Here is a 12,819-nt window from a genome sequence, read left to right as displayed (position 1 = left end):
TCTAAAGAGCTTTCTTTCTATTTTCTATGCGGAGACGGCAGGAGGGCGAAGAGGAAGTTCCACGGTAAAGACGGTTTTTCCCGGACGGGACTCGAACGTTATCTGACCTTTATGTTTTTCTACGATTCCTTTCACGATGCCCAAACCTAACCCTGAACCTTCACCCTGGTCCTTCGTCGTAAAGAACGGATCCCAAATCCTGTCCTTAATTCCTGGATCGATCCCGGGGCCGTCGTCCTGGATTTCGACAAATACTTTTTCGGCTTTCGGATAGACCGAGATTTCGATCACTCCTTGGCCTCGGATCGCTTGGTTCGCATTTTGAATCAGATTGGTCCAGATCTGATTGAGTTCGTCGGGATTGCAGACGACCATCGGTATCGAGGCGAAATTTTTCCGGACTTCCACTCCGTATTTCAGTTGGTTGTGCATAATAACTAGAGTGTTCTCGATTCCTTCCACTATGTCTGCGCTGATGAAGGATTTGCTTTGGTCCAAATGCGAATAATATTTCAGCGCCTTTACGATTCTTACGATGTTTCGGATGGAATATCGAATATTCTTGATGTTTCGATTCGTGTTCGACGCGTGCTTCAACATATAATATCCTTTTTTTTCGCCGTGAACGATCACCTCGAAGATATGTTTACGCACTTCCAAAACGTCGTTTTCGATCACGAATGAGGAAACGTCGCTGGCCAGTCCGGATTCTATACCGAGAGCGGTCATTTCTTCTCGGATATCCTTTTTCACCCGGAATTTGTCTTTGGATTCCATCGGTGCGGATTTTTTACGATCCCGGAGCAAATACAGCAAAGCGATTTCGAACGACTTCCGGAGTTTCTTATTCCTTGCGAAGCGAACCACGTCGAAAACGTTTTTAACGATATAATTCATGTTCGATTCCAGGTTGTCGGCGGATCCGTTGATGACTCCCGCGGGAGTATTGATCTCATGAGCGATTCCCGCGACCATGGTTCCTAAAGACGCCATTTTTTCGGACATGATCAATTGGGACTGTGCGTTTTCCAATTCTCGGGTGCGGTTCCGGACTTTTTCCTCCAAAGTCTCGGTAAGTTCTATCAATCTTTCGTAAAAAATGGAATTGGAAAGGGACATTACGGAAACGGAACGGACTTCGTTCAATTTGTCCAATTCGTCCTTGCTATATTCTCTCCGCACATCTCTCGTTCCCAATACCATCATACCGAGTAGGCTACGATTCAATATCAACGGAACTAAAAGTTCCGCACGGGTTCTTCGGGTAAAAGAGATCGCGTGTTCTTTAATTTGGGATAGATTCGGATTCGTTTCGAATTCCGAAGTATGAAAGATACGATCGTGTTCGGTGATCCAGAGTAAAAACGGATCGAAGATATAAAAATGTTCCGCTGCCCCGTCTTTAGGAAACGGGGAAAAAGTTCCCAAATCTTCTCTCCATAAATAGATCTTTGTGGATGCTTGTGGAACGATATTCGGAACGAATTTGAGTATCTTTTCGCAAACCGAATCCGTAATATTCGTGGCGATCAAATCGCTTTTAAATTTATCCAAAACGGAAAGGTATTTCAGATATTGCCTGTCCCGAACGGTTAATCTGTCGATCGTTTGGGAAAAGCTCGTGTCTCCGGTTATAAGAGAAAAAACGATATAAAACAGAGTAGCCGCGGCCGCGGATATGAGTAGACTTCCGATCAGGACTTCCTTCTCTTTAGCGGTGGCGGATCCGATATTTAACGTCAAAATAACGACGGTTTGCAAAAAGGTTATGGCAAGAACCAAACCGAGTAGAGGTCCGAATTTGCGTATGATTTTCATCGGCGGCCCGAAAAACTAGGCATTACAATGACGACTTCGACCGGTAGAGTAAAGGAGTTTTTTACCATTGCCAGAGTCTTTGGCGCCTTCTATGATTTGTATTCTCCGGAAAGAGGAAGACAGCGCGCCGTTTTACGCGGAAAACTCCGGACACTCGTATCCAAAGAGCGTCATCCTTTCGTGGTGGGCGATTCCGTGCTCGCCGAAGAATCCGGCGGAGAATGGGTGATTTCGGAGAAACTTCCGAGAAAGAATGAGCTCCTGCGAAAAAGCAAGGAAGGGGACGCTCAAGTTCTTTGCGCGAATGTGGACCAGATCGCAGTGCTCGTTTCTTTGCGAAATCCGGAGACGAAGGACGGATTTTTGGACCGATGTCTAGCCTCCGCATATTCTGCAGGAATTCCCGCTTTGATTCTCTTTACAAAAAAGGATTTGGTCGACGAAACCGTCTTGGCAAATCGAATCGAATCGTATTCAAATTTGGGCTATGATGTGGTGACGGTCTCCTGTAAGACGGGGGAAGGGATTCCGGATTTGGTTTCGAAAATATCGGGCAAAACCACCTTTTTGGCGGGCAACTCTGGGGTCGGAAAATCGAGTCTGGTAAACGTCTTATCGGAAAAGGAATTGCAAAGGACTTCGGAGGTCAGCTTTTCCACGCGGAAAGGAAAACATACGACCACGAATTCTAATTTTCTAATTTTGGAAAAAGATATCATCTTGATAGACTCTCCGGGAATAAAGGAATGGGGAATTCTCCACCTTACGAAAGGGGAGATTTTATTGAGTTTTCCGGAATTGAATCGATTCAAGGAAGAATGCATGGAACCCGATTGTTGCCGAGCGGACTTATCCTGTCGGTTGCTTCAGGTTTTGGAATCTCGGGAAGGGATCCGCGAAGAGAGGAGAAAAAGTCTCGAATCTATGCTTGCCAGTCTGGATAACCCTTTTAGAATCACACGCAGGGATCATCTTAAGAATGAAAGTCTCTCCTAAATCGATAGAATTCGAATCAATCGAAGACTTACTTTTCTTCGTAAGGGATTACGGAACCGGGAATATGCTCCGTTTTCTTAACCCCATTTCGGATAACAGCGGAAACGTCCTCGTAAAAGAGGAAGTTCAGGTCAAAGAATCCGCCTTAACCCGTCTCAAGGAAATCAAAGGGCAGTATACTCCGGAGTTCAAAGTAAAACTTACCAAGGAACTCACGGGCCAAATCCAGGACAAGATCAGCGAAAAGATTGTTTTCCAGCTGAAGCAGACGGACAAAAAATTCCTCAAATTCGTGTATGAGGAAAACACGTTTAATTACAAAGGAATCATCCGGAATTCCCTTTCTAACAAGAAACATTTACTCGCCCTATTCAAGGTCTATCAGGTCAACGGACCGTTCTTTAAGCATATCTGTGAACTAGGTTTGTTGTCTTTAGGCGTGGTTCTGATTCCGGATGCGTTAAAATACAAAATGCTCCGACGTTATTCCTTTTTGGGCGGAATATTCATGGATATCGTTAGGGTGGATTCCGAGCACTGGAACAGACCTTTTCCCGACGATTCGGAAAAAACCAGGATCGCAAAGTTATGTGCGAATTTTATGCAAAAGCTGGACCTTCCGGAATTCGTGTGTTCCGCAGCATCCAATCATGTTCCGCTCGGACTCCAGGACAATAGCGACCCTAGTACTTATTCGACCAAAAAACTGGACAAAGAGCAACCGAACGAAACCTTCTTTTCCGATCTGCTCCTGGACGACGGGGAAAGCGATTCCTCCTCGGACGAAGAAGAGGAGGAGGAGGAAGGAGCCGACAAATCCGAAGATGTATTGCGGGAATTGCTGACCGATTCCATGAAGATCGCACGTTATATTCATACGGTAAGTTCGTTTAGCGCGGATAAGGATTACGTTATGGAGGAACTGGTTTATTATCTAGCTTACAATACCACAAGAGGGTATTTTAACGAGGTACTCGCGAATCCTCTAGTGAATTTATTCAAGCGATTCGAAGAAAACGTCAAACGGATGAGAAAATTGGCGGAAATCGAAATGCAGTGCCTTCACCCCCCTGCCGCCTGGGCTTACCCGAAACCGAAAGCAAGCCAAGTACTTTGTAAAAACAAGGTTTGGGATTGCCCGAATATCGTTCGGGGATGGGATATACACGTAATTTCCGCGCAAGAGGCATTTGGCTGGGTTGGTTCTAGCCTGCCTGCCGACCATTATCCGAAATGTAAATTAGAAGAGGATTTAGAAGATACTCCTGAATCAGAAGATTCCAACAAGAAAGAAAAACCGGCACCCTAGCTTTTTCGAGTCTTTTTGGCATGATTTTCTGTGGTTTCTGCTACCACTTTTCCACTAGAACTCGTTATTACATTTAGGAAATTTTTTTCCACGATTGCCTCGAAACCCTTGTGAAAAGATCGCATTCTTTGAATTTTGGAAAAAAAATCCTTGTTAGATTGTTTTTAATATAGCATTCTTTCAGCTAATAGGCGGGGCATAATATGTTTCGAATCAAAACTAATTTAATCTTATCCTCGGCCCTTGCGATTTCTTTTCTAATTGCCTGCGGTCCTAAAACCGGACGCGACCAAGTCAAGTCCGAGGCTCGGGTATCGCCTGCAAAAATCGTCTGGGTAGTGGGAGACGTTAGAATCCAATCTGCCGCAGGCGAGAAAAAAGCCGAACAAGGTCTGACGGTTTCCGCATCCGACACCATACTAACCGGTGCGAACGGTAGTGTTGAAATTATCGTAGCAGATAGTGGGATCATCAAGGTTTCAAAAAATAGTGAACTTTCCGTAGCCACCCTAGTAACGGATTCCGGATCGGACGTAAAAGTAAACGTAAATTACGGAAAAATCGTAACCATGGTTCGTAAGGAACAAAAGACGTCGGACTTCCGAGTCGTGACTCCTACGGCATTGGCAGGGGTTCGGGGAACCACGTTCCTTACCTCGGTGGAAAATCCCTCCGGAAATCGGATGAATTGTGCTAACGAAGGCTGCGAAGTAAGATTTGCAGTTCTAGAAGGATCCGTAGCGGTAACGAAAGTCGGAGAAGATTCGGAAGTGATTTTGGATCGTAACCGGGAGTTGACTCTGAAAAAGAACCAGAAGTTGACGGATAAGTTGATTTTAACTCTTCGTTCCGAATCTTTGAAAGAACTCAAAGGCTTGATCGTACTGAAAAAGAACGATGTTCTGGAATACAATCGTTTGGTCGACGAACTCAAGGCATCCAGCGAAGAATTGCGTATCTTGAGTCAAACCTCCAGCGTGGAGGAAGCAAAGGTTCAACTTCAAAAACGGGAGCTATCTAGAAATAGCGCCGATGAAGTTACCCAGACTGCTAGAATCGTAAACGAAACGAAATACGTTCAGCAGGATGTTCAAAAGGAAAAACTGAAATTAAATCCTAAGGAAACGTTCTAAACCGGAATTCCTTAGATTTGTTTTCGAGTATTTGCCGGTAAACTTTTACCGGAGTCCCGCCGTCGCGCCCACCTTTTCACAAAAAGGTGGGTCATTCCTTTTATTACAAATTAACCTAATTTATCCGTTTATCCCGACCGAAGTCGTTGGATTCTTGGAAATTCAATTCGCTCGATTTAGACTCATTCCGGAAAAGGTTTGCTAAAACGGACAGAGAGAAATTTTTTTACTGAATGGGGACCATCTATTCACGTAACCGTTCGTTCTTATCCCTGCTCGTATTCCTTCCGATTGCGTGCTCTACCGTCCAGAAATTGGAGGAACCTCCTCGGGCAATCCAAGAGCCTTATTATAGAGCGCTCGGAGAAAACCCAGGCGGTTTTCTATTCCGGGAATCCGAATCTGATTATAAAATCCGCAAGTCCGGTCATGAGAAACCGATCTTGGCCTTCTCTCCCGTCTCCTACCCTAAGTCCGTCGATAAAAAGTTGATCGCCTATTTTGAACAGGAGATCGGCATTCCGTGGAGAGAGGTCCAATTTTCCGGAGTAAAGATCCCTTCCGATATTTGGTCCAATCCCGACGCTTTACTTACCGCAGCCAAAAATGCGGAAGTGGACGCTTTCGTCCAAGAGAAGATCGTCGAAACCGACAATGGATGGCTATTTCAATTTTCCGTAATCGATCCGATCAACGGTTTTAAATTCGGCGAGTTTGAAGGTTCCTTTAAACGTCCTGTCGCGAACTCGGAAGATACGGGAAGTTGGAGCCAGGTCTTTTTCTGGAAGGCTGGGGACCGTATCATTTCTCTGGATGCTCGTAAAGCGACGGTTCCGGTTTGGGAGCGAAAGCTTTTTTCCTCCGAAATTAAAGAAATTATAAACTCTTCCGTCCGAGGAAAATTGAATATCCGCGCTTCTTCCGGGGATACCGACGTCTTCCATAAAGGCGTTCATTTGGGAAAAACTCCCCAGTTAGACTTTTCAGTCGGTGAAGGTTTGCAGGAAGTGGAGTTTCACTTAAAGGGAAAAAAACCGGTCGTTAAAACCGTTCTCATCCGTGCTGGAAAAAGGTCTTCGATCTTTCAGGAATGGGAAGAAGATAAAACCTTGGGTTCCGCCAAGATCGTAAGCGTACCGGCTGGACTTTCCGTTTCCGTCGACGGCTTTAGGCAGGGAGAAACCCCGTTTTTCCGAAGCGGCCTGAATCCGGGTAATTATCAAATCGAGCTGATAAAGGATAATCCGGAAGGATCATTAGTATATTATGAATCTACGTTAGAGGTGAAGTCCGATAAAGTTGCTGAAATAGGATTTCCTTATTCCGGAGGATCGCTACTTTCCGAAACCGAATTTTGGAAAGGCTCCGGAGAAAGTGGATTTAATCCTTTTGGCATCGGTAATCTGGAATTCACCAAAAGTAAAAACTTGCCGCCGGGCTGGAACGGAGTCTATTCTTTGCCTATCCCTGCGGATGATTTGGAAATCGCCGGTAATTTTCTTTTACCGTCGGACCACAAGAGCGGTACGGTGGCGGTAACCTTTCACGGTCCGGGTTTCAACCTAGGTTTCGAAGCGGGACCGGAAAAAGTCTCGGTTTTTCATTTTCCCTCGGAAGGAAAAACCGTCGGAAGTTATAAGTATCTAAAATTGGAAAACGACGTAGGACGGACCTTCTCTTTTCGTACCGATGCAAAAGAAAAGCGAGTGCGGCTATATCTCGGTAATGATATGGTATGGGAAGGACAAATTTCCTTTCAGGGACTCTGGACGATTTCCGTCCTTACGAGAGGGGACGATTTCAAGGAAAACTCGCCTTTGAAAGATTTGAAAATTCGATATAGGGGATACAAATGAAAATTCTGAATCATTTTCCTAAAAAGGAACTTTTCTATCCGGCATTCGTACTCCTTTTCTTTGTTGCTTGTAGTTCGCGCGATTTTCGAAAATCGAACGCTCAAGATGCCGTTCTGGAAAAGGACTTTCTTACAAGACAAAATATTAAAAAATCCTCAAGTTTAATCAACGAAGGAAACGCGGCTTACCAAAAGGGAAAATTTGAGATCTCTTTGGAAAAAGGCAAACAAGCGGTATCCGTGTATCCGACTGCGGAAGGTTATTACTTAATCGGATCTTCCGAATATAGACTCGGAAAATCCGAAGAAGCTTTGGTATCCCTTAAGAAAGGAACCGAATTGGATCCGGAAAACGAACAGATCCTTTTGACTTTAGGTATCCTTTACACGGCTCAAGGTTCCAATAACGAAGCTATCGAAGTGTATTCCAGGCTGGAAAAACTTCCGAAAATCGACGCTTCGTCTTATTCCTTCAAGAAAGCGGTTCTTTTAAAGGCTGTCGGGCGTTACGAGGATGCATACGCCGCATTAAAATCCATTCCCGAGGAAAAATTCAAATTCAAAGCGCAGCTTTACATGCAACTCGGAGATGCCGCCGTACAATTGAAGGAATACGAGGAAGCGGAAAAATATTTTGAAAAAGCCAGAGGCATTGATCCGGAATTGGCTTCCGCCAAGCAATCCGCGTCCGCTACTCGAGTCGCACATTTGCTTGAAAAAGGAAATTCCGCATTAAAAAATAAAAATTATAAAGAGGCGATTTTTTCCTTCTCCGCAGCTTCCCAATTGGATCCGAAAAACCCGTCCCCCTACGTATTTCTCGGAAACGCGAAGATTTTGGCCGGTGATACGGACGGGGCAGTCAAAGCCTTCGAAACTTCTTTGAAATTAAAAGCGGATTATTGGGAAGCGTATTCGGGTTTGGCCGCTGCATTCAATAAAAGCGGAAACTTTCCCAAAGCGATCTCGGTACTCGAAAAAGCTCTGCCTTTTTTCCCGAAAAACGCCGCAGTTTACAATCAGATCGGCTTAAACCAAAAATCTCTGGGAGAAAACGCGAAAGCGTTAGTTTCCTTTACTAAGGCGAGAGAACTGGATCCTGGATATAAGGAACCCGTTCTGAATTTGGCCTATTTACTTGCTTCTGACAATCGATTCAAAACGGCAAGAAACGAGCTGGATAAATTAAAATCGGACGACGAAGTCAAAAAAGCCCGTCTGTTTTTGGACGTGGCCGAGTTGATCTACGAAGGGGACCAGCGACTCAGAAAAGGGGAAGCGAAAGCCGCAAGAGGCTTTTACGACCAGGCTAAATCGAAAGATTCTAACGATCCTAGCGTGTATACCGCGTATGGGCGTATGTTTCAGATCTCGGGAGATCAGAAACAATCGGAGCAGAACTTTCTAAAAGCGTTAAGTTTACAAAAGGGAAATCTTCCCGCCCTTCAGGGATTGATTCGATTATATTCTTCCCAAAAAAACCAATCCAAAGTTGCCCAATATACGAGAGAACTCGAAAGTCAAACCGCAAACGATCCTACTTCGGGGATCGTTTTGGCTCGTACTTATGAAGATAAGAAGGAATACGAAAAAGCGGAAAGCGCGTACAAAAACCTTTTGAAGAAGTTTCCTTCGAACGATGCGCTTCAATTCCGACTGGCTCATTTGTATTATAAAATCTCACTGGAAGAAAACGAAAAAGCGAACTATGACGCCGCCACTTCCTGGCTGGCTAAGGCCGAGAAGCTCACAAAGGATCTTCCTGAAATCGCCGAAGCGAAGCAGACTATCGAGCAAAATAAAAAATTCGCGGAAGTAATCCCGACCATCAGGAAAGCGAACCGATTCTTTGATCTGAAAGCGTACGATAAGGCATTGCCTCTTTACCAAACGGCGTACGATAAAACCAAGAAACTGACTCTATACATAAAAATAGCGGAATGTTACTTGGCGATGGGAAATGAGGAAAAAGGAATCTCCCTCTTGGAGAATTCTCCGGAAGGCGCCAAAAACATCGCGTCTCAGGAAGCGATCAATGCCTTTCTTTTACGCAAAGGAGAAGCGGATAAGGCCGAAAAGGGATTCAGAAAGATTCTAGAAAAGAAACCCGACTCCTATTATAGCCACTACCAATTAGGTATCATTTCTCTCCAAAGGAAGGACTATGATCCGGCGATTCAATCCTTCGACAGGGCGTGGTTGTTGAATCCCGAATTCTCTGCAGCAAAAATAGGAAAGGGAATCGCGTTTTATAACGGAGGTCGGACAAAAGAGGCTCGAGAGGAATTCGAGAGCGCTATGAAGTCGGATTCCGAAAACGAATTAGCACCTTATAATATAGGAATCGTATTGTTCAACGACAACCTTTTGGAACAAGCATCGAACGTGTTTAAGGATATCATAAAGAGAAATCCCGATTTTTCCGACGCGCACTACCAGCTTTCCTATATCTACTTTAAACGCGGGGACCTGGAAGTCGCGGATACGGAAATCGGAAAAGCTCTCGATTTGGAGAGAAACGAAAAGTATTTGCACGCACGGATTAGGATTCTGAGCGAATTACGTTTGAAATATCCGAGCAGATCGGAATATAAGAAGTTGGCGTTGGAACTAGGGCGGGAAATCGCCGAGAAATATCCGAATTCTCCCTACTCCACTCACGCCGAAAGATTGCTTTTAGCCGATGATGATACTCCGGTTATTGTTCAGCCTTTTCCGAACCGAGGATCCCTCGTCGGAGTTCCCATCTTGATAAACGACACTCTGTTAATGAATTATGGAACTTCTCTCGAGGCTCTCGATAAGAATCGAGCCATTCGGATTTGGAGAATTTCAACCGTTAAACCTTACAAATCGGTCATTGCCGACAAACGGATCTTTGCATTTACGGATAAGGCGTTGGAGGTAAGGGATCAAAATACAGGCGTTCTTTTTCAATCCTTGCAACTTTCAGGTAATTTTAAAAAAGCACAGATTGCGGGGGAACGAGTCCTTATTGAAACCGAAGTTTCCGGTAAAAGATCTTTGACGTCCTATACCGAGACGCTGGAGGACAAGAAAACGATCCCGCTGGAAGCGAAATCTTGGACGTCGACTAAAGAAGGTCGATTGCTCTTATCCATTTCCACTTCGAAAGAAAATAAGATTTTCGTAATGGATTCGAGTCTAAACGGACCGATGGAAACGGCATGGATCGGCAAAACTTCCCAGGAACCTAGATTGCTTGGGTCTGCAGAAGAAGGAGTATTTTACCGGTTGGAGAATCAGATTCTATATGTCTCGGGCAAGGGAAGAGTCTCTAAAGCGGAGAACATAGATGCGGCGGCTTCTATGTTCAGCGTCCGCGGAAATACATTATGGTACGTATCTAAAGAGAATCTGTTTAGATTGGAAACGGGATCTAATTCGCCCACTTCGATCAAAATCGATTCGAAAACGGTCGAAGGGTTGCTTCCGGGAAAAGGCAAGGATTGTATCGTAGTTTACTCGGACAATACGGCAATCCGATACACGGATAGGGGAGAAATCGCCTGGAAATACTCCCTGACCCAAGACAAAGACAACGTCTATTCTCTATTGTATCGTTAAATGTCAGATGCGTTCGCGGTCTAGATAATAGATTCGCGAACCTTCTTCCCGCTTCGTCTTTTCGAAATAGGAAACGGGAAAATCTTTTCGAAATAGCGAATATTCGGCGCCGACGGATCTGAATCGCGGATCCCGGCGAAAGTAGCCGATTCCCTTTCTGGCATAGGGTCCGTAGTCCGTCGCAAAACGAAAACGACCTCCGGGAACGAGCAATCGGTGGATCGAATCCAAAAATCTCGGACTTAGGGTTCTGTGTTTGTGATGTCTTTTTTTAGGCCAAGGATCCGGGAAATTCAGAAGGATTTCTTCGAAACTCCCGTCCGCGAAAATGTCTTCGAGAAACCAGTTGAAGTTTACGGATAAAATTTTTACGTTAGTCAGCTTTAAACGACTAGCCGCTTTGATCGTTTTCCTGATCCGATCCGCCTTTTTTTCCATCAACACGTATCCGATTTCGGGATGAGTTTGGGCCAACTCGATCGCGACCTCCCCCCAACCGGAGCCCAATTCCAAGTAATATGTCCCGAAGTCCGAAGCGAATAGATCGGATTTTTTTAATTTACTTTCAGGCAGAATTCTCAGGAAGTATTCCGAGTCGAAGGGAATTCCGCCTGCGATGTTCCAAAGTTTTTTTCGAAAATCTTCGGTCATTGAGGATATACCGAGAATACCAAATCTCCCGATTGTCTAATTTAATACAGTGAAAATAAAACTTTATGGCGTTCGGGGCTCGCTCCCGACGCCGATTTCGGAACTAGAATACCAGGAAAAAATCGAAAGAATTCTCGAAAAGGCCCAGCCTGAGATTTTGAAAAAGGGGAACGAATTTTCCGTTTCGGACTTTGTTCGGTCCTTGGACCCACTCCTAGCAAGACCGATAGGAGGAAATACCACCTGCATTTATGTCGAGTCTTCCCTCGGAAGCCGTCTCGTAATCGACTGTGGCTCCGGGATGCGAGTGCTCGGAAACGAACTTCTGAGAAGCGGGATCGCGTCCGGAGGTAGGATCTCGATCTGCCTGACCCATACACATTGGGACCATATCCAAGGTTGGCCCTTTTTTAAGCCTGCATACATTCCTTCCGTTCAGATCGATTTTTATTCCACGATAGCAAATTTGAAGGAAAGGCTGGAAAGACAACAGCATCCTGAAAATTTTCCTGTTTCTTTCGATTCGATGGCCTCCGATAAGACATTCACTCTTTTGGAAAAGGACAAACCGGTAAGAATCGGGGATTTTAAGGTGACACCATTTTTACTACGACATCCCGGAAATTGTACGGGTTATCACGTGGAGGAAAACGGGAAAAGCTTCCTTTTTTGCACCGATCTGGAAGTTCGGGAAGAAGGTTTGGATGAAATCGAACGGTTGAGGAAGGAATTCGGAAAAGTAAATCTTCTGGTAATCGATGCCCAATACAGTTCCGACGAAGCCGCCTCTAAGATCGGATGGGGACATACGGCAGGTAAAATCGCTGTCCGCTGCGGTGAAATACTCGGTGTAGATCGATTGGTGTTAACCCATCACGAACCGGATCACGCGGACGCCGAGATTCTACGGATTTTTGAGTCTGAAAAATCGGGTAGTTCTTTGGCCGAAGTGAGACTGGCTAAGGAATCCGATTCCTTCGTTCTGTAGCGCGGGATGCGAAACGTTAAACGGGATCGGATCATCGTCGCTTTTCGGCGAATTTTTGAAAAATTCCTTCCTATTTATTTTTTACGGGTGTAGACTTTCCCGGTTATGGAAAGACTAGAGATCGGGAAAAGAACGTCTCCCGTGGACGAACCCGATTGCATGCGAGATAAAAGATTTTATATAAGATTTCGCAGACAAAACAGAGTTCGAGTTTTCTACGGGGGAGAGTGTATAGAAGGGGATCTGATCGATATATCGATGATCGGAATTTCCTTGGTTTCGGGTGGAGTCTGGGAAATCGGCTCCCATTTAAAAATTATGTCTTCTATGTTTTCCTGTCAGTTGGAAGCGGAAGTCATTAGAAAGGAAGAAATGCCGAATGGAACACGGTATGCGTTGGTATTCGGCGAATTAACGGACGATTTTATCATAGAAATACTGAATAAGATTCCCGTTCCTTCCGAATGATTTTTTTTTCGAT

Annotated in this window: 9 protein-coding genes; 7 read left to right on the top strand and 2 right to left on the bottom strand. The window is 44.9% G+C overall.

The genetic code is table 11. From position 1 onward, the window contains the following. Positions 1-24: 24 nt before the first annotated feature. Positions 25-1,818 carry a sensor histidine kinase gene (locus EHO61_RS04300; protein WP_135812376.1) on the bottom strand — a complete coding sequence of 598 codons (1,794 nt, stop codon included), beginning with the start codon at positions 1,816-1,818 and terminating at the stop codon, positions 25-27. A 27-nt stretch (positions 1,819-1,845) separates the two neighbouring features. On the opposite strand from EHO61_RS04300, the gene rsgA reads away from it, so the two are divergent. From rsgA to EHO61_RS04275, 5 genes are all read left to right on the top strand, one after another. After that, entirely contained in the window at positions 1,846-2,814 is a 969-nt protein-coding gene (gene rsgA, locus EHO61_RS04295) for a ribosome small subunit-dependent GTPase A (RefSeq protein ID WP_135812375.1), read from the top strand. Further along, a complete protein-coding gene (locus tag EHO61_RS04290; RefSeq protein WP_135812374.1) occupies positions 2,798-4,123 on the top strand; it encodes a hypothetical protein in 1,326 nt (441 codons plus the stop codon). The genes rsgA and EHO61_RS04290 overlap by 17 nt, the downstream gene beginning before the upstream one ends. 203 nt (positions 4,124-4,326) lie before the next feature. After that, a complete protein-coding gene (locus EHO61_RS04285) occupies positions 4,327-5,256 on the top strand; it encodes a FecR family protein (protein WP_135812373.1) in 930 nt (309 codons plus the stop codon). Positions 5,257-5,489: 233 nt separating this feature from the next. Continuing rightward, on the top strand, positions 5,490-7,112 hold the full coding sequence (locus EHO61_RS04280) for an LIC10124 family lipoprotein (protein WP_135812372.1): 1,623 nt from the start codon (positions 5,490-5,492) through the stop codon (positions 7,110-7,112). Continuing rightward, positions 7,109-10,699: a tetratricopeptide repeat protein gene (locus tag EHO61_RS04275; RefSeq protein ID WP_135812371.1), complete on the top strand. Its 3,591-nt coding sequence runs from the start codon at positions 7,109-7,111 to the stop codon at positions 10,697-10,699. The genes EHO61_RS04280 and EHO61_RS04275 overlap by 4 nt, the downstream gene beginning before the upstream one ends. Positions 10,700-10,702: 3 nt before the next feature. Here the strand turns inward: EHO61_RS04275 and trmB are convergent, their stop codons facing one another. Beyond that, positions 10,703-11,350, bottom strand: coding sequence for a tRNA (guanosine(46)-N7)-methyltransferase TrmB (gene trmB / locus EHO61_RS04270; RefSeq protein WP_135812370.1), 648 nt, complete (start codon positions 11,348-11,350; stop codon positions 10,703-10,705). A 49-nt stretch (positions 11,351-11,399) separates the two neighbouring features. Between trmB and EHO61_RS04265 the strand changes: the two genes are divergently transcribed. Both EHO61_RS04265 and EHO61_RS04260 read left to right on the top strand, forming a co-directional pair. After that, positions 11,400-12,338: an MBL fold metallo-hydrolase gene (locus EHO61_RS04265; RefSeq protein WP_135812369.1), complete on the top strand. Its 939-nt coding sequence runs from the start codon at positions 11,400-11,402 to the stop codon at positions 12,336-12,338. A gap of 159 nt (positions 12,339-12,497) precedes the next feature. Continuing rightward, positions 12,498-12,806: a PilZ domain-containing protein gene (locus EHO61_RS04260; protein ID WP_246031998.1), complete on the top strand. Its 309-nt coding sequence runs from the start codon at positions 12,498-12,500 to the stop codon at positions 12,804-12,806. Positions 12,807-12,819 lie beyond the last annotated feature (13 nt).

It is taken from the genome of Leptospira fluminis, assembly GCF_004771275.1.
GTDB classification, from domain to species: Bacteria; Spirochaetota; Leptospiria; order Leptospirales; family Leptospiraceae; genus Leptospira_B; species Leptospira_B fluminis.
Note: the sequence above shows the minus strand (reverse complement) of the source record. Positions and strands in the feature narration are given on the sequence as shown.